The sequence below is a fragment of the Actinosynnema sp. NPDC050436 genome (assembly GCF_040655415.1).
GTDB lineage: Bacteria > Actinomycetota > Actinomycetes > Mycobacteriales > Pseudonocardiaceae > Actinosynnema.
The window spans coordinates 201,534-226,115 of the sequence record NZ_JBFAJV010000013.1; the positions used below are offsets into that span (position 1 = coordinate 201,534).

The 24,582-nt window shown below is 72.0% G+C and carries 26 protein-coding genes and 1 pseudogene; 21 read left to right on the forward strand and 6 right to left on the reverse strand.

Going from position 1 to position 24,582, the window contains the following annotated elements:
* The first annotated feature begins 50 nt into the window (after positions 1-50).
* The 4 genes from AB0I60_RS28535 (at position 51) to AB0I60_RS28550 (ending at position 4,198) form a co-directional block, all read left to right on the forward strand.
* The gene (locus AB0I60_RS28535) at positions 51-704 is read left to right on the forward strand and encodes a hypothetical protein (protein ID WP_360734977.1); all 654 of its coding nucleotides are present in this window, start codon (positions 51-53) and stop codon (positions 702-704) included.
* The gene (dprA, locus tag AB0I60_RS28540) at positions 697-1,842 is read left to right on the forward strand and encodes a DNA-processing protein DprA (protein ID WP_360734979.1); all 1,146 of its coding nucleotides are present in this window, start codon (positions 697-699) and stop codon (positions 1,840-1,842) included. The genes AB0I60_RS28535 and dprA overlap by 8 nt, the downstream gene beginning before the upstream one ends.
* 33 nt (positions 1,843-1,875) lie before the next feature.
* Positions 1,876-2,853 (forward strand): tyrosine recombinase XerC, encoded by a 978-nt coding sequence (locus AB0I60_RS28545; protein WP_360734981.1) that lies wholly within the window; start codon positions 1,876-1,878, stop codon positions 2,851-2,853.
* Between the two features lie 511 nt (positions 2,854-3,364).
* The gene (locus tag AB0I60_RS28550; protein ID WP_360735037.1) at positions 3,365-4,198 is read left to right on the forward strand and encodes a FliA/WhiG family RNA polymerase sigma factor; all 834 of its coding nucleotides are present in this window, start codon (positions 3,365-3,367) and stop codon (positions 4,196-4,198) included.
* On the opposite strand, the gene AB0I60_RS28555 is transcribed toward AB0I60_RS28550, so the two are convergent.
* Positions 4,176-4,826 carry a M23 family metallopeptidase gene (locus AB0I60_RS28555; RefSeq protein ID WP_360734983.1) on the reverse strand — a complete coding sequence of 217 codons (651 nt, stop codon included), beginning with the start codon at positions 4,824-4,826 and terminating at the stop codon, positions 4,176-4,178. The two genes, AB0I60_RS28550 and AB0I60_RS28555, sit on opposite strands and share 23 nt — an antisense overlap.
* A 659-nt stretch (positions 4,827-5,485) precedes the next feature.
* Between AB0I60_RS28555 and rpsB the strand changes: the two genes are divergently transcribed.
* From rpsB to AB0I60_RS28580, 5 genes are all read left to right on the forward strand, one after another.
* Positions 5,486-6,343 carry a 30S ribosomal protein S2 gene (gene rpsB / locus AB0I60_RS28560; protein WP_360734985.1) on the forward strand — a complete coding sequence of 286 codons (858 nt, stop codon included), beginning with the start codon at positions 5,486-5,488 and terminating at the stop codon, positions 6,341-6,343.
* 101 nt (positions 6,344-6,444) lie between these two features.
* Positions 6,445-7,260, forward strand: coding sequence for a translation elongation factor Ts (tsf, locus tag AB0I60_RS28565; protein WP_360734987.1), 816 nt, complete (start codon positions 6,445-6,447; stop codon positions 7,258-7,260).
* A 113-nt stretch (positions 7,261-7,373) separates the two neighbouring features.
* Positions 7,374-8,084, forward strand: coding sequence for a UMP kinase (gene pyrH / locus AB0I60_RS28570; protein ID WP_360735039.1), 711 nt, complete (start codon positions 7,374-7,376; stop codon positions 8,082-8,084).
* A 47-nt stretch (positions 8,085-8,131) separates the two neighbouring features.
* Positions 8,132-8,689 (forward strand): ribosome recycling factor, encoded by a 558-nt coding sequence (gene frr / locus AB0I60_RS28575; RefSeq protein WP_360734989.1) that lies wholly within the window; start codon positions 8,132-8,134, stop codon positions 8,687-8,689.
* Between the two features lie 109 nt (positions 8,690-8,798).
* Positions 8,799-9,647, forward strand: a complete 849-nt coding sequence (locus AB0I60_RS28580) for a phosphatidate cytidylyltransferase (protein WP_360734991.1) — start codon at positions 8,799-8,801, stop codon at positions 9,645-9,647.
* A 4-nt stretch (positions 9,648-9,651) separates the two neighbouring features.
* On the opposite strand, the gene AB0I60_RS28585 is transcribed toward AB0I60_RS28580, so the two are convergent.
* Complete coding sequence (locus AB0I60_RS28585; RefSeq protein WP_360734994.1) at positions 9,652-10,467, reverse strand: VOC family protein; 816 nt, start codon at positions 10,465-10,467, stop codon at positions 9,652-9,654.
* A gap of 56 nt (positions 10,468-10,523) precedes the next feature.
* On the opposite strand from AB0I60_RS28585, the gene AB0I60_RS28590 reads away from it, so the two are divergent.
* Positions 10,524-11,270 carry a class I SAM-dependent methyltransferase gene (locus AB0I60_RS28590; protein WP_360734996.1) on the forward strand — a complete coding sequence of 249 codons (747 nt, stop codon included), beginning with the start codon at positions 10,524-10,526 and terminating at the stop codon, positions 11,268-11,270.
* A 40-nt stretch (positions 11,271-11,310) separates the two neighbouring features.
* Here the strand turns inward: AB0I60_RS28590 and AB0I60_RS28595 are convergent, their stop codons facing one another.
* Positions 11,311-11,943, reverse strand: a complete 633-nt coding sequence (locus tag AB0I60_RS28595; protein WP_360734998.1) for a PadR family transcriptional regulator — start codon at positions 11,941-11,943, stop codon at positions 11,311-11,313.
* 108 nt (positions 11,944-12,051) lie between these two features.
* Between AB0I60_RS28595 and rlmN the strand changes: the two genes are divergently transcribed.
* Positions 12,052-13,158 (forward strand): 23S rRNA (adenine(2503)-C(2))-methyltransferase RlmN, encoded by a 1,107-nt coding sequence (rlmN, locus tag AB0I60_RS28600; protein ID WP_360735000.1) that lies wholly within the window; start codon positions 12,052-12,054, stop codon positions 13,156-13,158.
* A gap of 267 nt (positions 13,159-13,425) precedes the next feature.
* Complete coding sequence (locus tag AB0I60_RS28605; RefSeq protein WP_360735002.1) at positions 13,426-13,890, forward strand: ricin-type beta-trefoil lectin domain protein; 465 nt, start codon at positions 13,426-13,428, stop codon at positions 13,888-13,890.
* A gap of 48 nt (positions 13,891-13,938) precedes the next feature.
* Here AB0I60_RS28605 and AB0I60_RS28610 read toward each other — a convergent pair whose 3' ends face one another.
* Complete coding sequence (locus AB0I60_RS28610; protein ID WP_360735004.1) at positions 13,939-14,427, reverse strand: carbonic anhydrase; 489 nt, start codon at positions 14,425-14,427, stop codon at positions 13,939-13,941.
* A 256-nt stretch (positions 14,428-14,683) separates the two neighbouring features.
* Complete coding sequence (locus AB0I60_RS28615; RefSeq protein WP_360735006.1) at positions 14,684-14,944, reverse strand: DUF2631 domain-containing protein; 261 nt, start codon at positions 14,942-14,944, stop codon at positions 14,684-14,686.
* Positions 14,945-15,085: 141 nt separating this feature from the next.
* On the opposite strand from AB0I60_RS28615, the gene AB0I60_RS28620 reads away from it, so the two are divergent.
* From AB0I60_RS28620 to AB0I60_RS28645, 6 genes are all read left to right on the forward strand, one after another.
* Positions 15,086-16,237 carry an ABC transporter ATP-binding protein gene (locus AB0I60_RS28620; protein WP_360735008.1) on the forward strand — a complete coding sequence of 384 codons (1,152 nt, stop codon included), beginning with the start codon at positions 15,086-15,088 and terminating at the stop codon, positions 16,235-16,237.
* Complete coding sequence (locus AB0I60_RS28625; RefSeq protein ID WP_360735010.1) at positions 16,230-17,375, forward strand: spermidine/putrescine ABC transporter substrate-binding protein; 1,146 nt, start codon at positions 16,230-16,232, stop codon at positions 17,373-17,375. Before AB0I60_RS28620 ends, AB0I60_RS28625 begins: the two co-directional genes overlap by 8 nt.
* Positions 17,376-17,475: 100 nt before the next feature.
* Positions 17,476-18,324, forward strand: coding sequence for an ABC transporter permease (locus AB0I60_RS28630; protein ID WP_360735012.1), 849 nt, complete (start codon positions 17,476-17,478; stop codon positions 18,322-18,324).
* Entirely contained in the window at positions 18,321-19,154 is an 834-nt protein-coding gene (locus AB0I60_RS28635; RefSeq protein ID WP_360735014.1) for an ABC transporter permease, read from the forward strand. Before AB0I60_RS28630 ends, AB0I60_RS28635 begins: the two co-directional genes overlap by 4 nt.
* Before the next feature lie 40 nt (positions 19,155-19,194).
* Positions 19,195-20,826: a sensor histidine kinase gene (locus AB0I60_RS28640; protein WP_360735016.1), complete on the forward strand. Its 1,632-nt coding sequence runs from the start codon at positions 19,195-19,197 to the stop codon at positions 20,824-20,826.
* A 4-nt stretch (positions 20,827-20,830) separates the two neighbouring features.
* Positions 20,831-21,481 (forward strand): response regulator transcription factor, encoded by a 651-nt coding sequence (locus AB0I60_RS28645; RefSeq protein WP_360735018.1) that lies wholly within the window; start codon positions 20,831-20,833, stop codon positions 21,479-21,481.
* Between the two features lie 102 nt (positions 21,482-21,583).
* Here AB0I60_RS28645 and AB0I60_RS28650 read toward each other — a convergent pair whose 3' ends face one another.
* Positions 21,584-21,850, reverse strand: coding sequence for a GlsB/YeaQ/YmgE family stress response membrane protein (locus tag AB0I60_RS28650; RefSeq protein ID WP_360735020.1), 267 nt, complete (start codon positions 21,848-21,850; stop codon positions 21,584-21,586).
* Between the two features lie 156 nt (positions 21,851-22,006).
* Here AB0I60_RS28650 and dxr point away from each other — a divergent pair, with 156 nt between their 5' ends.
* The 3 genes and pseudogenes from dxr to AB0I60_RS28665 form a co-directional block, all read left to right on the forward strand.
* On the forward strand, positions 22,007-23,227 hold the full coding sequence (gene dxr / locus AB0I60_RS28655; protein WP_360735022.1) for a 1-deoxy-D-xylulose-5-phosphate reductoisomerase: 1,221 nt from the start codon (positions 22,007-22,009) through the stop codon (positions 23,225-23,227).
* Positions 23,228-23,231: 4 nt separating this feature from the next.
* Complete coding sequence (locus AB0I60_RS28660; protein ID WP_360735024.1) at positions 23,232-24,425, forward strand: site-2 protease family protein; 1,194 nt, start codon at positions 23,232-23,234, stop codon at positions 24,423-24,425.
* Between the two features lie 28 nt (positions 24,426-24,453).
* Positions 24,454-24,582, forward strand: a pseudogene (locus AB0I60_RS28665) (4-hydroxy-3-methylbut-2-en-1-yl diphosphate synthase); the annotation flags it as partial.

Here is a 24,582-nt window from a genome sequence, read left to right on the forward strand (position 1 = left end):
CTCGGCAAAACCCTCCGATTCCGCTCGACCGACAACGAAGAAGGCACCCCATGACCACGAACCAGCCCACCACGCCGCACACCACCACCCCCGACGGCCCGAACCCCGACACCCCGAACCACGACGCCGCCGCTCTCGGCGTCGTGGGCCTCGACGTGATCGCCATGATCACGCCCCCGCCCACCCCCAGCACGCCGGAATCCGAGGCGACCCCACCGACCGAACCGCCCGCGAGCACCCGGGCAGCCGATCCGCCGTGGCGGGAGGTGGCCGGATCACTCCCGCCCGACCGGTCCCCGGAACCCCCACCCCGCGCAACCCCCGCCACCACCGACACTCCCGTGACCGACAGCCCCGTCACCGACAACCCCGTCATCGGTGCCCCTCTGTCCGTCCCGGTCACCGCTGTCCTCGCCGCCGTGCTCGCGGCTCCGTTCCGCCGAGGCAGGGCGTGGCTGTGCGAAGTGATCACCAATGCCTGGCTGCTGCACCTCCGGTCGAGGTGTGGCCGTTGGACCGACCAGTGCGGAGGTGCCCGCCGCTGCCCACGGCAGGGGTACCGCCCGCGCCGGGCGGAGCGCTCGTCCCCCGAAGCAGACCCGGTCCCCGGGGACCGGTCGGCCCGGTCCGCCCGGCCGCTCGCGGACGACCGCCCGTGGCGCACGGCCTGCGGCCTGTCCCCGTCGGTGGTGTGCCGTGATTGACGACGTCCGGCTGGCCCGCGCGTACCTCTCGCGCGTCGCCGAGCCGCCGGCCGGGGCGTTGGCCGCGTTCGTCGCCGCCGTGGGGCCGGTGCGGGCGGCGGCGTTGGTGCGGCGGGGGCAGGTGCCGAGCGCCGTCGAGAGCCAGGTCTCCGCCCGCCGGGCCGATGACCGGGCCGAAGCCGACCTGGCGGCGGTGGCCGAGCTGGGCGGGCGGCTGGTGGTGCCGGAGGACGAGGAGTGGCCCGCGTGGCCGTTCACCGCGCTCGACCTGGCCGCCGCGCAGGGCCTGCGTTGCGGGTTGGCCCCGCTGGCGCTCTGGGTGCGCGGCGCGGCCGGGCTGTCCGCGCTGACCGAGCGGGCGGTCGCGGTGGTCGGCAGCCGGGCGTCCACCGGGTACGGCCAGCACGTCGCGGGCGAGTTCGGGCACGGGTTGGCCGCGTCCGGCGTGACGGTGGTGTCCGGTGCCGCCTACGGCATCGACGGCGCGGCGCACCGGGGTGCGCTGGCGGCGGGCGGGCCGACGATCGCCGTGCTCGCGTGCGGGGTCGACGTCGCCTACCCGCGCGGGCACCAGGGCCTGATCGAGCGCATCCCGCACCACGGTCTGGTGGTCTCCGAGTACCCGCCCGGCCTCCAACCCGCGCGGCACCGCTTCCTCACCAGGAACCGGCTGATCGCCGCGTTCGGCGAGGGGACGGTGGTGGTGGAGGCGGGCCGGCGCAGCGGTGCGAAGAACACCGCCGCGTCCACCTCGGCGCTCGGGCGGGTGCTGATGGCGGTGCCGGGGCCGATCACCTCCGGCAGCTCGTCGGGCTGCCACGACCTGCTGCGGTCGGGTGAGGCGCTGGCGGTGAGCAGCGTGGCCGAGGTCCTCGAATCGACCGGGCGGCTCGGGGTGGACCTGGTGGAGGCCACGCGGAACACCGAAGTCGGTCTTCCACAGGGCGAGGCGCTGCGGGTGTTCGAGGCGCTGCCGCTGGACTCCGCGACCAGCGCCGAAGCGGTGTCGATCGAGTCCGGGGTCGAGCTGCCGAGGGTCCGGGCGCTGCTGCCGGAGCTGGAGCTGGTCGATCTGGCGATCCGGGTCGACGCCGGGTGGAAGCGCTCTCATGAGGGGATCTCGCGTGGCGATACTTGACCAAGAGCGCTCCGAGGCGCAGCGTCAGGGGCTATGTCCCCGCCGCCGCACGCTCGGACTCGCCGTGTCGACCTCGTCGGACTGCGCCGGGAACTGCCCGCCGACGTCGCAGGGGCCCTGGACCGCTACGAACGCCACCTGGCGCTGGAGCGCTCGCTCTCGCCGCACACCGTCCGCGCCTACCTCGCCGACACCGTCTCGCTGCTCGTCCACCTCGCAAGCGGCATCCCCGGCGACGCCACCGTGGAAGCGGTCGACCTCGCCGGGCTGCGCTCGTGGCTGGCGGCCCAGCACGGGTCGGGCGCGAGCCGAACCACCCTCGCCCGCCGCACGGCCGCCGCCCGCGCGTTCACCGCGTGGGCCGCGCGGACGGGCCTGCTCGCCGACGACCCGGGGCCGCGCCTGGTAGCGCCCCGCCCGCACCGGACCCTGCCCGCAGTGCTGCGGGCGGACCAGGCCGAGGCCGTCATGTCGGCGGCGGAAGTCTCCGCCGAACACGGCGACCCGGTTGCGCTGCGTGACCAAGCCGTGGTGGAGTTGCTGTACGCGACAGGTGTTCGGGTCGCCGAGCTGTGCGGTCTCGACCTCGGCGACGTCGACTACTCCCAAAGGGTGATCCGGGTTCTGGGCAAGGGTGGGCGCGAACGCACCGTGCCATTCGGCGTACCGGCCGAACGGGCCGTACGGCGCTGGGTGGAACACGGCCGATCGGCGCTGGTCAGCGACCGTTCACGGCAGGCCCTGTTCCTCGGTGCGCGAGGTGGCAGGCTGGACCCGCGTACCGCCAGGAGGGTTGTTCACGATGTAGTGGGTGCGGTGCCCGGGACAGCCGACACCGGGCCGCACGGCCTGCGGCACACCGCGGCCACGCACCTGTTGGAAGGGGGAGCGGACCTGCGTACCGTCCAAGAGCTTCTCGGTCACGCTACGCTCGCAACCACTCAGCTCTACACACACGTCACCGTCGAACGGCTGAAGGCGATCCATGACCGAACCCACCCCCGCTCCTGATGCCGCAGGGGGAGGTTCGCGGACCGCAACCGTGACCTCTCCTCCCGCCGCGCGCGTCGGGACCTCGTCGGACGCGCAGCCCTCGGGTGCGCACACCCCGACCGGGACGAACGGTCACCACGTCGACGGCGAGGACCCGCACCCAGGACCCGCCGCCGGCGAGGCCCCGCGCACCAACGGCCACACCGCACCACCCGCCCCGCCCACCGCCGACGCGCACGCCTCCGCCCCCGTCACCGACGGACCGACCCCGGAACCCGCCCACACCGCTCACGCCCCCGCGCCCGTGCCTTCCGCTGGAGTCGGTGCTGGAACGGGGGCCGAAGCCGAGGTCGGGACCGGCGTCGCGGCCGGCGCTGGCGCCGACGGGGCCGAGGCCGTCGCTGGGTCGCCTGCTCTCGACGCTCCCGAGCCGGCTCCCGGTGTCCACAGCCCCGCCTCCGTGCTCGCCCTCGCCGCCGACGCGCCGACTTCCGCACCTGCTGCCGGGCTGTCGGCGGCCGGGCCCGACTTGACCGCGTCGGCGGCCGGTCGGCCCGCGCACCCGGCGTCCGAGTCGCGGACCGCCGATGACGTGGAAGCCGGGATCATCGCGCTCTGGCACACCTACGGGCAGTCGCACGAGCGTGCTCTGCGCGATCGCCTGGTGCTGCACTACGCGCCGCTGGTCAAGTACGTCGCGGGCCGGGTCGGGACCGGTTTGCCCGCGCACGTAGACGTGGCCGACCTGATCCAGTCGGGCATCTTCGGGCTGGTCGACGCGATCGAGAAGTTCGAACCTGAACGCGGGCTGAAGTTCGAGACCTACGCGATGCAGCGCATCCGTGGCGCGATCCTGGACGACCTCCGCTCGCAGGACTGGGTGCCGAGGTCCGTCCGGAGCCGGGCGCGCGACGTCGAGCGGGCGTTGGAGAGGCTCGGTGCCCGGCTCCAGCGCACGCCCACCGACCGCGAACTCGCGGCCGAGCTGAAGATCGGGTTGGCCGAGCTGCGCGAGCTGTACGCGCAGCTCCAACTGACCAGCGTGGTGGCCCTCGACGAGCTGATCGCCGCCGGCCGCAGCGCGGGTGGTGCGGGCGCGTCGCTGGCCGAGTCGCTGCCGGACGAGGGTGCCGAGGACCCGATCGCGACCCTGGTCGACCACGACAGCCGCCGCCAGCTCGCGGATGCCATCGCGCAGCTCGCCGAACGCGACCGGGTGGTCGTCACGCTGTACTACTTCGAGAACCTGACGCTCGCCGAGATCGGCAAGGTCCTCGGTGTCACCGAGTCGCGGGTCTGCCAGCTGCACACCCGCGCGGTTCTGCGCCTGCGCACCAAGCTCAACGAACAGCTCGAAGCCTGACACCGACCACGACCGGCCTTGAGCCGACCACCGCCGGCCTCGCGCCGACCACCGAACGCCTGACCGGAACCCGGAGTCGTGCCGGCGGTGCCCTCGCTGCGGGCGTCTTCCGCCGCAGGCCCGTGCGGTGCGGAAGATCTCGCGGCGCGTGGTGTGCGGTGGGTGAGCCCCCGTGGGGGTCCGTGGGCAGCAGGCGGACCCGGGTGCGGGCCAGGAGGCTCAGCGGGTCCAGGTAGTGGCGGTGCGGCGTCGGGCGCAGGGCCGCCCAGTGCAGGCACGTCGTGCGGCAACCCTCGTGACCCGGGTCCAGGGTGCCGACCGGTGTGCCGCGCGTGACCCGCTGGCCACGGCTGACCAGGGGTGTCACCGGTTCGTACGTGGTGCGCAGGTTGCCCGCGTGGGCGAGGGAGACCACCTGGCGGCGGCCGACCGTCCCGGCGAAGTGCACCGTGCCGTCGGCCGAGGCGAGGACCACCGCGTCCGGCGCGGCTCCCAGGTCCACGCCCCGGTGGCCGGCGAGGTACGGGGTCGGCGGGCGCTCGAACGCGCGCAACACCGGGTGCGGAGGCGCCAGCGGCCAGGCGTGCCGGCGGAACGCCCGGGGCGGGGTGCGAGACGGCGAGGTCACCCCAGAGGTCACCCCGGAGATCACCGCAGAGATCACCCCCGACGCAGACGCTGTGCCGGCCTCCGCCGCCGGAACCTCCGCCACAGCCCCAGCCGCCGAAGCGACCGCCGCAACCCCGACCGCCGCAACCCCGGCCGCCGCAACCCCCGCCGCCGGAACCACCGCCGTGCCGGCCCCCACCGCCGCAGCCGCAGCCGGGACCGCGGTCGCCGCTGCCGGAAGTGTGGTGCCTGCGGCCAGGGCCAAGGCGAGGGCGGCGGCTGGGATCGCCGGCGTTCCCAGCAGCCGGACCAGCGGTTTTCGGGCGGAGGAGGGCATGGGTCCACCGTGCCCTCGATGGGCTCGGGGCACCAGCGGCGGGGTGTGAACTGTGGATGGTTCAGCCGCCTGTGGACAGGTCAGGGGTGGGTTCGGTACCCGTGGCGCGGCGGCGTACACTCGTCTCGCGGCCCGTGTGAGTGCGGGGCGACTTCGCGTGCCAATGCTGACTTGATCCACCTCTCGTGGTCGAGTCACGGCGTCCGGCGGTCCTGAGGTCAACTCCGGTTCGGGCGGCGGCAAGGGCACCAGGGCGGCGGTCCACCCGGTCCGCCGCGACCAACCGGAGCGCGTGCCGGCGCAACGCCGACACGCCCGAACGAAGAGGTGCGAACCCGGCCATGGCCGTCGTCACCATGAAGCAGCTGCTCGACAGCGGCGTGCACTTCGGGCACCAGACCCGTCGCTGGAACCCGAAGATGAAGCGCTACATCTTCACCGAGCGCAACGGCATCTACATCATCGACCTGCAGCAGACGCTGACCTACATCGACCGGGCCTACGAGTTCGTCAAGGAAACGGTCGCGCACGGCGGGTCGATCCTGTTCATCGGCACCAAGAAGCAGGCGCAGGAGGCCATCGCCAACGAGGCCCTCCGCGTCGGCATGCCGTTCGTCAACCAGCGCTGGCTGGGCGGCATGCTCACCAACTTCTCGACGGTGCACAAGCGCCTCCAGCGGCTCAAGGAGCTGGAGTCGATGGAGCAGACCGGCGGTTTCCAGGGTTTCACCAAGAAGGAAATCCTGATGATGAACCGCGAGAAGGACAAGCTGGAGCGCACGCTCGGCGGTATCCGCGACATGTCCAAGGTGCCCAGCGCCGTGTGGATCGTGGACACCAAGAAGGAGCACATCGCGGTCGGCGAGGCGCGCAAGCTGAACATCCCGATCGTCGCGATCCTCGACACCAACTGCGACCCGGACGAGGTCGACTACCCGATCCCGGGCAACGACGACGCGATCCGGTCCGCCGCGCTGCTGACCAAGGTCGTCGCCGAGGCGGCTGCCGCCGGTCTGATGCAGCGCTCCGGTGCGCGGACGAACGCGGCCGACGGTGCCGACAAGCCCGAGCCGGGCGTGGCGACGGACGAGCCGCTGGCCGAGTGGGAGCAGGAGCTGCTGGTGGGTGCCGAGGCGACGGAGAAGCCGGCTGCCGCCGCCGCTCCCGCCGAGGGCACCTCCGAGACCGCCCAGTCCTGATCCGTCGGCACGCCGCGCCCGTGCTCACCCACGGGCGCGGCGTGCTCCGGTGACCGCTACACCCCCGCGCGTACCCCGCAGAAGGAACGGACAACCGCACGATGGCGAACTACACCGCCGCTGACGTGAAGCGCCTGCGCGAGCTGACCGCCGCAGGCATGATGGACTGCAAGAAGGCGCTGGAAGAGGCTGACGGCGACTTCGACAAGGCGGTCGAGATCCTGCGCATCAAGGGTGCGAAGGACGTCGACAAGCGCGCCGCGCGCACCACCTCCAACGGTCTGGTCTCCGCCGAGGACGGCGTGATGATCGAGCTGCGCTGCGAGACCGACTTCGTCGCCAAGAACTCCGACTTCCAGGCGCTCGCGTCGCGGATCGTCGCGGTCGCCAAGGCCACCCGCCCGGCGGACGTCGACGCGCTCAAGGCCACCGACCTCGACGGCCAGACCGTCGACGCCGTGGTCCAGGAGTTCTCGGCCAAGATCGGCGAGAAGCTGGAGCTGGCGAAGGTCGCCGTGTTCGACGGCACCGTCACCACCTACCTGCACCGGCGTGCCGCCGACCTGCCGCCCGCCGTGGGCGTCGTGGTCGAGTACACCGGCGACAACGAGGACGCCGCGCGCGGTGCCGCGATGCAGGTCGCCGCGATGCGCCCGCGCTACCTCACCCGCGACGAGGTGCCGGCCGACGTGGTCGCCAACGAGCGCCGCATCGCCGAGGAGACCTCGCGCGAGGAGGGCAAGCCCGAGGCGGCCCTGCCCAAGATCGTCGAGGGCCGGGTGAACGGCTTCTTCAAGGACGTCGTCCTGCTGGAGCAGGCTTCCGTGACGGAGTCCAAGAAGAACGTCAAGGCTGTGCTGGACGAGGCCGGGGTCACCGTGACCCGGTTCGCCCGGTTCGAGGTCGGCGAGGCCTGATTCGCGTGAGGGCGGGGTTGCGCAAGGATGCAACCCCGCCCTTGCCGTGTCCAGAGGAGGACCTGTTGAGCGCAGAGGTAGACGCCGAGCCAGGCCACGGGTACCACCGGGTCATGCTCAAACTCGGCGGTGAGATGTTCGGCGGTGGCGGTGTGGGCGTCGATCCCGACGTCGTCCAGAACGTCTCCCGCCAGATCGCCGCGGTCGTCCGAACAGGTGTCCAGGTCGCCGTCGTGATCGGTGGCGGCAACTTCTTCCGGGGCGCCGAGCTCCAGCAGCGCGGCATGGACCGCAGCCGCGCCGACTACATGGGGATGCTCGGCACCGTCATGAACTGCCTCGCGCTGCAGGACTTCCTGGAGCGCGAGCACGGCATCGAGACGCGCGTGCAGACCGCCATCACGATGGGCCAGGTCGCCGAGTCCTACATCCCCCGCCGGGCCATGCGCCACCTGGAGAAGGGCCGCGTGGTGATCTTCGGCGGCGGTGCCGGGATGCCGTACTTCTCCACCGACACCACGGCCGCGCAGCGGGCGCTGGAGATCGGCTGCGAGGTCGTGCTGATGGCCAAGGCGGTCGACGGCATCTACACCGCCGACCCCAAGACCGACCCGGACGCGCTGATGTTCGACAACATCACGCACCGCGAAGTCCTCGAACGCGGCCTGAACGTCGCCGACGCGACCGCGTTCAGCCTGTGCATGGACAACAACATGCCGATCATGGTGTTCAACCTGCTCACCGAGGGGAACATCGCGCGCGCCGTGCGCGGTGAGAAGATCGGCACGCTGGTGAGCACCCCCGGTGGTCGCCCGTCTTTCTAGACCTGCTGGGATTCGAGCAGAACTTCGCACACCAAGGGAGTCAAGCCGTGATCGACGAGACCCTCCTCGACGCCGAGGAGAAGATGGAAAAAGCGGTGTCCGTGGCGAAGGAGGACCTGGCGGCGGTGCGCACCGGCCGCGCCACACCCTCGATGTTCTCCCGCATCGTCGTCGAGTACTACGGTTCGCCGACCCCGTTGAACCAGCTGGCGAGCGTCGCCATCCCGGAAGCCCGGATGGCGGTCGTCAAGCCCTACGACGTCTCCCAGCTGAACTCGGTCGAGAAGGCCATCCGCGACTCGGACCTGGGCGTCAACCCCAGCAACGACGGCTCGGTCATCCGCGTGGTGATCCCGCAGCTGTCGGAGGAGCGCCGCCGCGAGATGGTGAAGGTCGCCAAGTCCAAGGGCGAGGACGCCAAGGTGTCCATCCGCAACATCCGGCGCAAGGCGAAGGAAGAGCTGGACCGCCTGGTCAAGGACGGCGAGGTGGGCGAGGACGACGGCGCCCGGGGCGAGAAGGAGCTGGAGAACGTGACGCACCGTTACGTCGTCCAGGTCGACGAGCTGGTCAAGCACAAGGAAGCCGAGCTGCTGGAGGTCTGAGCCGCCCCCGGCGGGGGTGGCTCGCCGGGGCGGTCACGTCGGTGTCGTGCGGCCGGACGACCGGTCGCGTGGTTTCCCCGGCCGGTCGACGGTCGTGATAGGAGCACAGGTGTCAGGCGGCGGTGGGCAGGGCGCGGCCGGGAAGAGCGCGTCACGTGCCGGTCGGGACCTCCGGGCGGCCATCGCCGTCGGTGTCGGTCTGGGCGCGGTCATCCTGTTCGCCCTGTTCACGGTGCGCCAGACGTTCGTCGGCATCGTCGCGGTCGCGGTCGCGGTGTCGGTCTACGAGCTGTCCGGTGCGCTGAGGCGGGGCGGCGACATCAAGGTCGCGCTGGTCCCGGTGCTGGTCGGCGGCCAGGCGGTGGTGTGGCTGGCCTGGCCGTTCGGCCTGGACGGGGTGCTCACCGCGTTCGCGGTGACGGTCCTGGTGTGCCTGATCTGGCGGCTCAAGGACGGCGCGGACGGCTACCTGAGGGACGTCACGGCGTCCGTCTTCACGGTCGTCTACGTCGCCGTGTTCGCTTCCTTCGCGGTGATGCTCGTGGTCCCCGACGACGGCGTGTTCCGGGTGCTCGCGTTCCTGATCGGCGTGGTCCTGTCGGACACCGGCGGGTACGCGGCGGGCGTGTTCTTCGGCAAGCACCCGATGGCGCCGACGATCAGCCCGAAGAAGTCCTGGGAGGGCTTCGCGGGCTCGCTGGTGGCGGGCATGGTGGGCGGTGCGCTCACGGTCGGCCTGATGCTCGGCGGCGCCTGGTGGCACGGCGTGCTGTTCGGCGCGACGCTGGTGGTCACCGCCACCACCGGCGACCTGGTGGAGTCGCTGATCAAGCGGGACCTCGGGCTCAAGGACATGGGGACGCTGCTGCCCGGCCACGGCGGCCTGATGGACCGGATGGACTCGCTCCTGCCGTCCGCCGTGGTCTCCTGGCTGCTGCTGCACGCGTTCGTGCCCTGACGGCTCAGTCGTCGTACGGGTCGTCCACGGGCGCTCCGGTCTCCTCCTCCGACAGCGGGGTGACGCGCGTCGGGTCGATCACCGAGAACGCCGCGCCCGTGTGGTCGGCGACCACGGTGATCCGGCCGAACGGGCTGTCGTACGGCTCGACGGTGATCCGCCCGCCCAGCTCCAGCACCCGGGACGCGACGGAGTCCGCGCCGATCTCCGGGTCGGCGGTGAAGTAGACCATCCAGTGCGCCGGGGTCTCGGGCGGGAACGCGCTGCCCATCCGCTGGCGGCCCAGCACGGTTTCGCCCTGCACCGCCCAGATCGTGTAGTCGACGGCGGTCCCGTCGCCGATCTGGGTGACGTCGAAGCCGCACAGCTCCTGGAAGAACTCGTCGGCGACCGCGCCGTCGCGGGTGTTCAGCTCCGCCCACGCGTACGCGCCGTGCCCGTCCGCGCCGAACAGCCAGTCCTGCGGCACGTGCCGGAAGCCGACCACGCCGCCGGTCGGGTCCGCGATCAGCGTGGTGACGTCGTCCGGTTCGCGCAGGACGTGACCGCCCAGCGCGTAAGCCTTCTCCGCCGTCGCGCGCGCGTGCGGGGTGTTCAGGTAGAGCGTCCACCCGAAGCCGCCGTCGGCCGGGAGCAGCTCGGCCACCGGCAGGCCGTCGACCACGGCGACCGTCCGGCCGGCCACGTCGGCGTAGGTCCAGCCGAACAGCCCGGTGTAGAAGTCGAACGCGGCCTGCTGGTCCACGGTCGGCAGCTCGACCCAGCAGGGCGCGCCGTGGTGCATTTCGGCCAGCGCGGGAGAATTCGGGACAATCGACACCGCAATACCTCCTGCACGCCGGGGGAATGATCACGGTACGGCTCTAGAGTTGTTTCGTGAAGGGATTCGTCCGCGCCGCGCTCGCCGCCGTCCGCCCTGCCGACGTGCTGCCCAGCCCCAACATCTGGCAGTGGCCGGACGTCTACGAGGTGGAGAACCGCGCGCAGGACGTCGGCGGTGCGCTGTGGCGGGCGCTCGCCGAGGAGTGCGACTGGACCGGGCGGGACGTGGTGGACGTCGGCTGCGGTGACGGGTTCCACCTGCCGGAGTTCGCCCGACGTGCCGGGCGGGTGGTCGGCGTCGAGCCCCACCCGCCGCTGGTGCGACGGGCGCGGGCGCGGGTCGCCGACCTGCCCAACGCGTCGGTGGTCGCCGGACCGGCGCAGCGGTTGCCGCTGCCGGACGGCAGCGCGGACCTGGTGCACGCGCGCACGGCTTACTTCTTCGGCCCGGGGTGTGAGCCGGGGTTGCGCGAGGCGGACCGCGTGCTGCGGCCCGGTGGGACCCTGGCGGTGCTCGACCTCGACGGCACGGCCGCGCCTTACGGCCCGTGGTTGTGCGCCGACGAACCCCGCTACAACCCGGCGGAGGTGGAGGAGTTCTTCCACGCCCAGGGGTTCGCGCTGCGCCGCGTGCGCGCGCTGTGGCGGTTCGAGTCGCGCAACGACTTGGAGGCGGTGTTGCGCATCGAGTTCTCCGCCAAGGTCGCCGAACGCGCGATCGCGCAGACGTCCGGTCTCTCGTTCGAGGTGGGGTACCGGCTGCACACGCGGCGCAAGCCGTCCGGCCTCGTGCTGCCTTGAGGCACCCCAGGCGGCCGTTGGTGCACGGCCGCCCGGGGGCTCACTCCTCGTCGGTGTCCTCTTCGACGTCCAGCTCGCCGAGGATGGCGTAGAGCTTGCGCCGGGCCTCGTTGAGGACCTCGACGGCCCGGGTCTTCTGCTCCCGCGTGCCCGCGTGGGCCATCTGCTGCATGGCCGAGCCCAGGTGCCGGGAGGCCGTGCGCAGCTTCGCCGCCTGGAGGTCGATCCCGTCGTTGACCTGCTGCCACGGCGGTGCGCCCTCCAGCTTGCCTGCCTCGGCGCGGCCGGCCTCGGTGAGCGTGAACAGCTTCTTGCCGCCGGACTCCTCGCTCGCGGCGACCAGTCCCTCGTCGGCGAGCAGTTGGAGGGTCGGGTAGACGGAGCCGGGGCTGGGCCGCCACAGGCCGTCCGTGCGCCCGCCGATCTCCTGGATCATCTCGTAGCCGTGCATGGGCCGTTCGGCCAGCAGGGTCAGCACGGCCGCGCGCACGTTGCCCTTGCGCTGCCGGCCGCCGCCCCCGCGCCCGCCCGGGTGGAAGCCCCGGGGGTCGGGCGGTCCGGGAGGACCCCCGAACGGGCCGAAGCCGCCGCCGAACCCGCGCCTCGGATCGCCGAAGCCGCGCTCCCGCTGGTGGCGGTCGTGCCGGCCGTGGTGCTCGTGGTGGAACCTCATGTCGTTGACTCCTTCATCGATCTGTTGTGACGTGTCGACGATATATCGGAACGTATCACGATGCAACGGTGATTCCAGTCGCCCCGTCGTGGGACACTGGAGGGCGCTATGACTGCACTCCCCCTCGTCTTCGACGCGCCCAAGCGCGGCCTGCCGCCGCGCCACCTCGCCGACCTCTCCGCCGACCAGCGCAAAGAGGCCGTCTCGGCACTGGGCGAGAAGCCGTTCCGCGCTGCCCAGCTCTCCCACCACTACTTCAGCCGGCTGACCGTCGACCCGGCCGAGATGACCGACATCCCGGCCGGCTCGCGGGAGAAGCTGGTCGCCGACCTCATGCCGCCGCTGTGGACGGAGCTGCGCAGCGTCGAGGCGGACGCGGGCGCGACCCGCAAGACGCTGCTGCGCGCGCACGACGGCACGCTGGTCGAGTCGGTCCTGATGCGGTACCCGGACCGGGCGACGCTGTGCATCTCCTCGCAGGCCGGGTGCGGGATGGCGTGCCCGTTCTGCGCGACCGGCCAGGGCGGGCTGACCCGCAACCTGTCGACGGCGGAGATCGTGGACCAGGTGCGCCGGGGCGCCGCGGCGATGCGCGACGGTGAGGTGCCCGGCGGTCCGGGCCGGCTGTCCAACATCGTGTTCATGGGCATGGGCGAGCCGCTGGCGAACTACAAGCGGGTGATCGAGGCGGTGCACCGGATCTGCGACCCCGCCCCGGCCGGGCTGGGCATCTCCCAGCGGTCGGTGACGGTGTCCACGGTCGGCCTGGTGCCGGCGATCCGGAAGATGACCGAGGAGGGCCTGCAGGTCCGGCTGGCCGTGTCGCTGCACACCCCGGACGACGAGCTGCGCGACACGCTGGTGCCGGTGAACACCCGCTGGAACGTCGCCGAGGTGCTGGAGGCCGCGCGGGGGTACGCCGACCGCACCGGGCGGCGGGTGTCGATCGAGTACGCCCTGATCCGCGACATCAACGACCAGCCGTGGCGCGCGGACCTGCTGGGCAAGCTGCTGCGCCGGCACCTGGGCCAGTTGGTGCACGTGAACGTGATCCCGCTGAACCCGACTCCGGGGTCGAAGTGGGACGCCTCGCCCAAGCCGGTCGAGCGCGAGTTCGTGCGCCGGGTCAACGAGCAGGGCGTGGCGTGCACGGTCCGCGACACGCGCGGCCAGGAGATCGCCGCCGCGTGCGGCCAGCTCGCCGCCGAGGGCTGATCAGCCGCCGGCGCGCACTCGCCTTCAAGAGGGTGTCACCTCGTTCGATCAGGTGACACCGACGCGCACCGCACGTGACGTGCGGCTCCTCGGAATACCCGCACGTGTGCTCAAGCTCCTCCTTCGAGGGCTTCGGGTTCCGCTGCTCGCGCGGCCCGGTCTGTACTGGCTCGCAGGGCCACGTCGCCGCGCCACCACTGCGGCGGTGGGCCGGTCCACCCGGACGGGCGGTGCCGCCGCCCGCGCGATTGCTGAGGAAGAGGCGTCATGAAGAGTCGGGCCACCCTGATCGCCGCCGCGTTCGCACTCGTCTCGACCGTGGGGCTCGCCCCGGCGGCGAGTGCCGACTCGAAGGTGTTCGTGATCGAGAGCGCGAACGGCTCCGAGGACGTGTGGACGCAGTCGTCGTTCGACACCCGGCCCGTCACCGCCGGCGAGTACCGCCACGAGGGCCGCCAGGTGTGGGAGTACGACTACGACGAGGACACCTTCCGCAACCTCGGCACCGGCCTGTGCGCCACGGCGGTCGACCGCGACAAGATCAAGGGCCGGCCCTGCGACGACACCGACCCGGGCCAGAAGTGGACCCGCCGGGGGTCGGGCGACTCGCGGCTGCTGGTGAACACCGAGTTCCGCACGTGCGCCGAGTACCGGGGCCTGGACAACCCGCTGCGCCTGGAGGACTGCGACGACGACAACGAGAAGCAGCACTGGCACCTCAACGAGCAGTGACCGCCGGCCGCGCCCGTTCACCCCGCCGGGTGAACGGGCGCGGCGGGGTCAGACCACCTCGTCCAGCTTGCCGGTGGCGACGTCGAACACGAAGCCCCGGATCGAATCCTTCACCGGGATGTACGGGCTGTTCCGGATTCGGCCGACGGACTGGCGGACGTCCTCGTCCAGGTCCTTGAACGCCTCGGCCGCCCACGGGGGCTTCACGCCGACCTCGTCCTGGATCGCCCGCTTGAACTCGTCGTCGGTGAAGGTGAGCATCCCGCAGTCCGTGTGGTGGATCAGGATGATCTCCCGAGTGCCCAGCAGGCGCTGGCTGATGGCCAGCGAGCGGATCTCGTCCTCGGTCACCACGCCGCCCGCGTTGCGGATGACGTGCGCCTCGCCCTCGTTGAGGCCGAGCACGCGGTAGACGTCCAGCCGGGCGTCCATGCACGCCAGCACGGCGACGTGCTTCGACGGCGGCAGCGGCAGCGGGCCGGAGAAGTGCTCGGCGTAGGCGGCGTTGTTGGCCAGTAGGTCGTCCGTGACGGACATGGCGGTATTCCTCTCACGGAGAGCAAGTGGTTGGGTGCGCTGCGCGACACTGAGCCAACTGTCGTACGCGGTTGCGCGCAACCGGCGTTCACAGGGTGGGACGTGAGGAGCCCTTCGGCGGTTCTCCCGAGCAGTCGCCCCGGAAACGGGTACGCCCCTCGTCGGGGAGTTCCAGCGCGCGGGAGGCCGGCAGGTGCGGGCACACGTCAAAGCAGCCCCGCCGGAATCCGGACGGGGCTGCGGGGTGCGGTGGGTGCTAGCGCTTGCGCCAGGAGGTGCGGCTGCGCACCTGGTCCCAGATCAGCAGCAGCGCCATGCCGACGCCGAACGCGATCACCCAGATGTCCTCGGTGCGACCGTGGTGGTTGCCGATCAGCAGCGAGAACGTGGCCAGCACGGACAGCCAGCCGGCGATCTTGATGCCCTTGGGGAAGGTGCCGTGCCAGCCCCACTCGGCCGACGGCTCGTCGTGGGGGTCGACCGCCGGACGCTTGTCCAGTTCCGAGGACGAAGACACAGCCGCACGACCTTCCTGCCCGATCACGTTCAACCAACGGTGGCAATCGTCGCACACGGCGGGCGCGTGCGGGACGTGAGGTGCGCGGCAGCGCACCGGCGTCTACCCTCACCCGCTGTTTGTCCAGCGAAAGGCGGCGAGTTGACCGACCAGCCCGGCTTCCACCCGGCCGAGGGTGCCACCCCCGACGCGTTCGCGCCCGTCGAGGTGGGCCTGCACGGGGTGACCAAGCGGTTCTCCGACCAGACCGCCGTGGACGACGTCACGGTGCAGGTGCACGAGGGCGAGTTCTTCTCCGTGCTCGGCCCGTCCGGCTGCGGCAAGACCACCCTGCTGCGCATGATCGCCGGGTTCGAGCACCCGGACGCGGGGCGGATCGAGTTGGACGGCGTCGACATGGTGGGCGTGCCGCCCTACCGGCGGGACGTCAACACGGTCTTCCAGTCCTACGCGCTGTTCCCGCACATGTCGGTGTGGGACAACGTGGCCTACGGCGTGAAGCGCAAGGGCGTCCGGGGCGACCGGCTGCGCGAGGTGGTCGGCGAGCACCTGGAACTGGTGCGGCTGAGCCGGTTCGCCACCCGGCGGCCCGCGCAGCTCTCCGGCGGTCAGCAGCAGCGGGTGGCGATCGCCCGCGCGCTGGCCGCCGGCCCGGAACTGCTGCTGCTGGACGAACCGCTCGGTGCGCTGGACGCCGTGCTGCGCAAGGAACTCCAGATGGAGCTGATGCGCATCCAGCGCGAGGTCGGCACGACGTTCCTCTACGTCACGCACGACCAGGAGGAGGCGCTGGTCCTGTCGCACCGGATCGCCGTCATGAACGCCGGCAGGCTGGAGCAGGTCGGCTACCCGGAGGACGTGTACGAGCGCCCGGCGACCCGGTTCGTGGCGGGGTTCATCGGCACCTCGAACATCCTGGACGCCGAGGTGTCCGGGGTGGACGGTCGCTGGGCGGAGCTGTCCGCGCCGGGCGTGGCGCGGCTGCGCGCCCCGCTGCACGGCGCGGTGCGGCACGGGCGGCGCGTGGCGGCGACCGTGCGCCCCGAGAAGGTGCACCTGTACGACCGGGCGGGCGAACCGCCGGCGGGCTGGTGCGCGCTCGACGGCACCGTGCGCGACGTCGTGTACACCGGGGTGTCGACCCAGTACGTGGTCGACGTGCCCGGTGGCGGCGAACTGGTCGCGTTCGTGCAGAACACCCGCCGCATCGACGACGCGGGTGCGCCGGGCCAGCCCGTGCGGCTGGCCTGGGACCCCGAATTCACCGTGCTGTTGGAGAGCGCAGATGACTGAACGGAACCTCCGGATCGCCCGCCTGTGGGACGTGGGCTCGGCGCGGGTGACCCGCCGGGCGGTGCTGCGCTCGACGGCGTTCTTCGCGCTCGCCGCGACGGGCGCGTGCGGCGTCGGCGAAGCGCCCGGCACGAGCACCGCGCCCGGCGCGAAGGTGAAGGCGTCCAACGACCGCGACGAGCCGAAGCTCAACTTCTACAACTGGACGGACTACATCGGGCCGGACACGCTGTCCGGCTTCAAGACCGCCGCCGGCATCGACGTCATCTACGACAACTTCAGCACCAACGACGAGATGGAGGCGAAGATCGCGTCCGGCGCAGCGGGCTACGACCTCGTGGTGCCCAGCGACAACTTCCTGCGCCGGTTCCTGCGCTCGGGCCTGCTCTCGCCGCTGGACCACGACCTGCTGCCGAACCTGAAGAACCTCGACCAGCGGTTCACCGAGGCCGACTACGACCCCGGCAACGCCTACTCCGTGCCGTGGGCCTGGGGCACCACGGGGCTGGCGTACTCGAAGTCCCGGCTCGGGGACGTGACCGGCTTCTCGGCCTACGACCTGGCCGCCGCGCAGGGCCGCAGCACGATCCTGGACGAGGCGCGCGACGGCCTGGCGCTGGGCCTGCTCAAGGCCGGGCACGACCCGAACACCACCGACGCGCGGCACCTCGACGAGGCGGTCGCGGTGCTGCTGGAGCTGAAGAAGAAGATCGGGCAGATCACCTCCGACGTGATCGAGCCGCTGACCGGCGGCCAGGTGCCGCTGGCCCAGTCGTACTCGGGCGACGCGTTCCAGGCGCGCGGCGCGAACCCGGACGTCGGCTACGCCATCCCGGCCGAGGGCGGGCTGTCCTACGTCGACCTGCTGTGCATCCCGAAGGACGCGCCGCACGCGGCCAACGCGCACCGGTTCATCGACTACGTCCTGGGAGCCGAGGTCGGCGCGGCGCTGGCCAACGCGGTGCGCTACGGCAGCCCGAACGCCGCCGCCAAGCCGTTGATCGACAAGGAGCTGCTGGACGACCCGCTGGTGTACCCCTCGGCGGAGCGGCTGGCGAAGCTGCCGTTCACCAAGGACCTCGGCGGCGAGGTCGAGGCGCGGTACGCGGACGCGTGGACGCGGGTGAAGACCGGCTGAGCCGGCCCGGCCGGTGGGTCGCGACGGGCACCGCGCGGAGCCCCGGACCACCGCCGAGCCGGGGTGGTGCGCGGTCGCGGGAGTGGCATCATGTGCGCTCGTGCTCCAGTCCCGGCGCAGGTGGCTCACCGCCACCGGTCTGCTCCTCCCCACCGGCCTCTGGCTGGGCGTCTTCCTGCTCGCGCCGCTCGCGCTGGTGGTCCAGTTCAGCTTCGCCACCCGCGACACCGGGGTGGCCAGGGCGGTGCTGCCGTGGACCGCGCAGCCCTACCTGACGGCCCTGGACCCGGCGTTCCTGCCGATCTTCGGGCGGACGCTCGCCTACGCGGGCGCGACCACCGCGCTGTGCCTGCTGCTGGGGTTCCCGCTGGCGTGGTTCATCGCGCGGCACGGCGGCCGGTACCGGACCGCGCTGCTCGCGGCGGTGCTGGTGCCGTTCTGGTCGAGCTACCTGGCGCGGATCTACGCGTGGAAGGCGCTGCTGGACGAGGACGGGCTGGTCAACCGGCTGCTCGGGGTGGTCGGGCTGGACCGGGCCGGCGGGTTCCTGCTCACCGACGGCGCCGTCGTGCTGGGGCTGACCTACGGGTTCCTGCCGTTCATGGTGCTGCCGCTCTACGTGGCGTGCGAGCGCTTCGACCACCGGCAGGTGGAGGCGTCCTACGACCTCGGGCACGGGCGGGTCTCCACGTTCTGGCGGGTAGTGCTGCCCGGCGTGTTCCCCGGCGTCCTGGCGGGGGCGCTGCTGGTGCTGGTGCCCTCGGCCGGCGACTTCGTGACGCCCCGCCTGCTGGGCGGGGTGGACCAGTCGACGTTCGGCAGCGTGATCGACGACCAGTTCCGGGGCGGCAACAACTGGCCGCTCGGTTCGGCGATGGCGGTCCTGCTGCTGGTGCTGGTGGCCGTCGTGCTCGTGCTGCGCGGCCGGCGCGGGGAGGACGTGCTGTGAGGGGCGGCAGGCGTGCGGTGGACCGGCGGCCGTGGGTGCTCGGCGCGGTCGCCGGGCTGGTGTTCCTGTTCCTGTACGCGCCGATCCTGTGGTTGGCGCTCGTGTCGTTCAACGAGTCGCGCTCGCTGAGCCGGATCACCGGGCTGTCCACGCGGTGGTACGCGGAGCTGTTCGCCGACTCGCGGGTCCTGGAGTCGCTGGGGCTGACGTTGCGGCTCGCCGGGGTCAGCGCGGTGATCTCGACCGCCATCGGCACCCTGGCCGCGTTCGGGCTGCGGCGCGCGTTCCCGGGGCGCGGGCTGTGGACGGTGCTGCTGAGCCTGCCGCTGGTGGTGCCCGAGGTGGTGCTGGGCGTGGCGCTGCTCGGCTTCTGCGTGAAGCTCGCCGGCATCCCCCTCGGCTTCGGGGCGCTGCTCGCGGCGCACGTGGCGTTCTCGCTGAGCTTCGTGGTGGTCGTGGTGCGGGCCCGGGTCGCGGGGGTGGACCACCGGCTGGAGGAGGCCGCGGCGGACCTCGGGGCGGGGCCGCTGGTCGCGTTCCGGACCGTGACGCTGCCCCTGGTCGCCCCGGCCGTCGCCGCCGGCGCGGCGTTCGCGTTCCTGCTCTCCTTCGACGACGTGGTGACGTCGAGCTACCTGACCGGCGTCGGCTCCACGACCCTGCCCGTGTTCGTGTACGCGCAGGCGAGCAGGCGCGGGGTGTCGCCGGAGATCGTCGCCCTGTCCACGCTGATGGTGGCGGTGAGCGCCGCATTGTTGCTCACCGGGGTGCTGTGGGCGGCGAAACGTGCCCGTTCGTCAACTTTCGTCGAGTCGATTGACGACCAATGAACGCCGCTCGGCGCGGGGAGGTTCTTTAACGTTGTCCCGTGTGACGTCTGTTGTGCAGCGACTGCGTCCGGAAGTCGCCGACATCCGGACGGCACCGGCCGAGTTCTTCCGCACCCACGCCGGGCGCTTCCGCGCGCTCACGCCGTGGCGGATCGGCCGCGAGGTGGTGGCGATCGTCGCCATCGTCGTGCTGGACGTCTACCCGGGCTTCCTGGCCACCAGCGACCCGGTGTCCCCGTGGTGGCTGCTCGGCCTCGGTGCCGCCTTCATCGGCGTCTACGAGCTGCGGCTGATGTTCCCGGCGATCGCGCTGCTGCTCGGGGTGTGGGTGGTCTTCAGCATCGAGCACGGCGGGGTCGCCACCATCCTGATGCTGGCCTACGGCTGCGGCTACCGGATCGTGCCGTGGCAGCGGTCGCTGGTCACGGCGGCGCTGGGGCTCGCGCTGCACATGCTCGCGTGGGACATCGGCGCCCCGCAGGTGGCCGGGCCGCTCGGCTCGTGGGTGATGCTGACCGTGTACGGCATGGTGGTGGCGCTGCCGTTCCTGGTCGGCCGGTACCTCGCGCAGCGGAACGCGCTGGTGGCAGCCCTGCACGACCGGGAGAGCACCATGGTGCGGGAGCGGAAGATGATCTCCCGCCAGGTCCGGCTGCGCGAGCGCAACCGGATCGCGCAGGACATGCACGACAGCCTCGGGCACCGGCTGAGCCTGATCTCCGTGCACGCCGGGGCGCTGTCGCTGGACCCCGGGCTGGGCGAGGGCCAGCGGGAGGCGGTGCAGGTGCTGCGCACCGCCGCGCTGACCGCGATGGAGGAGCTGCGCGGGGTGATCGGCGTGCTGCGGCGCGACGAGCCCGAAGAGGACCAGGTGCGGCGCACCGTGGACGCCATCGACGAGCTGGTCGAGGGCGCGCGGCGGGCCGGCGTGCGGGTCAGCCTGGTGCGCGGCGGCCAGCCGTGCCCGCTGCCCGCGAAGGTCAGCCACGCCGCCTACCGGATCGCCCAGGAGGGGCTGACCAACGCGAGCAAGCACGCCGCCGGGGCGAGCGTGCAGGTGACGGTCAAGTACGAGCCCGACGCGCTGGTGGTCGAGGTGCGCAACAACCCGCCCCGGGTCAAGCCGCCGAAGGGCGCCGGGTTCGGCCTGATCGGGCTGGGCGAGCGGGTGCGGCTCGCGGGCGGGATGCTGCACGTCGGCGAGCTGCCCGCCGGCGGGTTCCGGATCGCGGCCGTGCTGCCCTACGAGGACACCGCGGCGGCCGGGGACGAGCCCGCCGACGAGGAGCCCGTGGAGCAGGTCAAGCCGTCCGGCATCCGCAAGTGGGCGGGCGTCGGGTCGATCGGGCTCGCGGGCGTGGTCGTGCTGGCGGTGGTCGGCGGCTTCACCTGGCTCGGGTCCCAGCCGGTCACCCGGGTCGTGCCCCGGGAGCTGTACGACTCGATCCGGGTGGGCCAGCCGGAGGCCGAGGTGCGGGCCAGGCTGCCCCAGGGGGCGGACCCCCTGATCAGCGACTACACCTCTGCCGCGCCGCCGGAGCCGCCCGGTGCCGTGTGCGAGTACCTGGTGGCCGACGACCAGTCGTACTCGCTGCGGGCGACCAAGGTCGTGCGGTTCTGCTTCGCGGACGGCAAGCTCGTCGAGAAGAACTCCCACCAGCAGGAGACGTGAGCAGTTGATCCGGGTACTGATCGCCGACGACGAACCCCTGATGCGTGCCGGCATCAAGGCCATCCTCGGGACCGCCGACGACATCGAGCTGGTCGCGGAGGCCGGGGACGGGCGCGAAGCGGTGCAGGTCGCCCTGGAGCGGCGGGTCGACGTCGCCGTGCTGGACATCCGGATGCCCCGGCTGGACGGCCTGGCGGCGGCCCGCGAGCTGAAGGCCGTGGCACCGACCGTGCGCGTGGTGATGCTCACCACGTTCGGCGAGGACGACAACATCGTGCGCGCCCTGTCCGACGGCGCGGCCGGGTTCCTGCTGAAGGACTCCGCGCCGGAGGAGCTGCTGCGGGCGGTCCGGGCGGTGCACTCCGGCGAGGCGTACCTGTCGCCGATGGTGACCAGCCGGGTGGTCGGGATGGTCGCGGCGGTGGGGCAGCCCCGGCGCCAGGAGGCCGTGCGGCAGGTCGCCGGGCTGACCGAGCGCGAGGTGGAGGTGCTGGCCCTGCTCGGGCTGGGGATGTCCAACGCCGACGTGGGCCAGCGCCTGCACATGAGCGAGGCGACCGTGAAGACCTACGTCAGCCGGCTGCTGGCCAAGCTGGGCCTGACCAACCGGGTGCAGGCGGCGCTGCTCGCCCGGGACGCCGGCCTGGCGGGCTGACCTGCGGGGTTCCGGCCTCCGCCGGGTACCAGGGACGCAGAAAAGCGCCCTCGCCGTCATGACGGCGAGGGCGCTTGGTCGCGCTGCGAGAGGGGGGACTCGCTAGGCGCGAGCTCGATTGCCGGTCACCAGGCGGTAGATGCCGAGGACGACCAGCGAGCCGAGGATGGCCAGTAGCCAGGTGCTGAGGCTGAAGAACGTGTTGATGTCCGTGCCGAACAGGGCCTGGCCGATGAACCCTCCGACAATGGCGCCGACGATGCCCAGGAGCATGGTGATGATGATGCCGCCGGGGTCGCGACCAGGCATGATGGCCTTGGCGATGGCGCCTGCGATGAGGCCGAGGACGATCCAGCCCAAGATGCCCACGGGGGTCTCCTTCCTGATGGCCGTCACGAGCGGAATCCGTAGCGGCTCTTGATCAGGGGTTGCCCACGGACGGGTGAGTCCACGCCTGCGTTACCGTTCTGTGACCTGAGTACCGCTGTGCGGGCTATCAGGTTGGTTCCGGAAGAATGGTCCGCGATGAGCACACCACGCACGGTCCTGGTCCTCGGGTCCACCGGGTCGATCGGCACCCAGGCCCTCGACGTCGTCGCCGCCAACCGGGAGCGCTTCTCCGTGGTCGGGCTGGCCTCGGGCGGCTCCGACCCCGCCCTGCTGGCCGCGCAGGCGGTCGAGTTCGGGGTGTCCGCCGTGGCCGTCGCCAAGGCCACGGCGGTGGAGGACGTGACCCTGGCGCTCTACGCCGAGGCGCAGCGGCGCGGCTACCCGTCCGGCGGGTTCGCGCTGCCCAAGGTGTTCGCCGGGCCGTCGGCGATGGTCGACCTGGTCGACTCGGTGCCCGCCGACGTGGTGCTCAACGGCATCACCGGTTCGATCGGCCTGGAGCCGACGCTGCACGCGCTCGCCACCGGCGCCACGCTCGCGCTGGCCAACAAGGAGTCGCTGATCGCCGGCGGGCCGCTGGTGCTCAAGGCGGCCCGGCCCGGCCAGATCGTGCCGGTCGACTCCGAGCACTCGGCGCTGGCCCAGTGCCTGCGCGGCGGGCGGCGCGACGAGGTCGCCCGGCTCGTCCTGACGGCGTCCGGCGGGCCGTTCCGGGGCCGGTCGCGGGCCGACCTGGCCGGCGTGACGCCCGCCGAGGCGATGGCGCACCCGACCTGGTCCATGGGCCCGGTCATCACGGTGAACTCGGCGACCCTGGTCAACAAGGGCCTGGAGCTGATCGAGGCGCACCTGCTGTTCGACGTGCCGTACCCCCGGATCGACGTGGTCGTGCACCCCCAGTCCGTCATTCACTCGATGGTGACCTTCGCCGACGGGTCGACGCTGGCCCAGGCCAGTCCGCCGGACATGCGGCTGCCGATCGCGCTGGCCCTGGGCTGGCCGGAGCGCGTCGCGGGTGCCGCCGCCGCGTGTACCTTCGAGGAGCCGACCGCCTGGACCTTCGAACCGCTGGACGACTCGGTCTTCCCCGCGGTCCGGCTGGCCCGGGAGGCGGGCACCGGCGGGGGCTGCCTGCCCGCCGTCTACAACGCCGCCAACGAGGAGGCCGTCGCGGTGTTCCTCGGCGGGGGCACGTCTTTCACGTCCGTCGTGGACACGGTGGAGCGGGTGCTGGCGGAGGCGGGGGAGTGGGCGCGCGAACCCTCCGACGTCGCCGAGGTGCTCGCCGCCGAGCACTGGGCCCGGACGCGGGCACGCGAACTCGTGGCCACTTCGGTGGGGTCGGGAAGGGACTGAAACCGTGGTCTTCTTTTTGGGCATCCTGCTCTTCGCCCTGCTGATCGGGATCTCGATCGCGCTGCACGAGCTGGGCCACCTGGCCACGGCGAAGATGTTCGGCATGAAGGTGACCCGGTACTTCATCGGGTTCGGGCCGAAGATCTGGTCGTTCCGGCGCGGCGAGACCGAGTACGGGCTCAAGGCGATCCCGGCCGGCGGCTTCTGCGAGATCACCGGCATGACCGCGCTGGAGGAGGTGCGCCCCGAGGACCGCGAGCGCGCCTTCTACCGGCAGAAGACGTGGAAGCGCGTCGTCGTGCTGAGCGCGGGTTCCATCACGCACTTCATCCTCGGCTTCGTCATCCTCTACCTGATGGCCGTCTTCCTGGTGCTGCCGAACGTGCGCAACACGGCGGTCGTGCAGGAGGTCGCGCAGTGCGTGCAGAGCGAGAGCAAGCCGAACTGCGCGCCGGGCGACACCTCGCCGGCCGGCCGGGCCGGGTTCCGGGCCGGTGACGAGATCACCGCCGTGGGCGGGGTGACCACGCCCACCTGGACCGACGTGCTCAAGGCCACCCAGAACCGGTCCGGCACGACGGACTTCACCGTCCGGCGCGGCGACGAGACGCTGACCCTGACCACGGACGTCGCCCGGGTCGACCGGAAGTTCAAACGGGCCGACGGCTCGACCTACACCCGCGAGATCGGCGCGATCGGCGTCGTGCACCAGCGGGAGTTCGAGTACAACGCGGTGACCGGCGTGGGCGCGGCCTTCTCGTTCACCGGCGACATGTTCGTCAACACCTGGCACGGGCTGCTGAAGTTCCCGGAGAAGATCCCGGCCGTGGTCAAGGCCATCGGCGGCGGTGAGCGCGACCTGGAGTCCCCGGTCAGCGTGGTCGGCGCGTCGCGGCTGGGCGGCGAGGCCGTCGAGCACGGCCTGTGGCCGTTCTTCTGGCTGATGCTGGCCGGCCTGAACTTCTTCGTCGGTGTGTTCAACCTCCTGCCCCTGCTGCCGCTTGACGGTGGTCACATCGCCGTCAACCTGTACGAACGGGTGCGAAACTGGATCCGGAAGCTGCGCGGGATGCCCGCGGGCGCGCCGGTCAACTACCTGCGGCTGCTGCCGCTGACCTACTTCGTGATCTTCGTCGGCGGCGCGGTGACGCTGCTGACGGTGACCGCGGACATCGTGAACCCCATCCGGCTCCAGTGATCACCGCGACAGTGAGAGGTGTTTGTTCATGAGTGACGGCGTGATGCTCGGGATTCCGGCATTGCCGCCTCCCGTGCTGTCCGAACGGCGCAAGACCCGCCAGCTGATGGTCGGGTCGGTGGGTGTGGGCAGCGAGTTCCCGGTGTCGGTGCAGTCG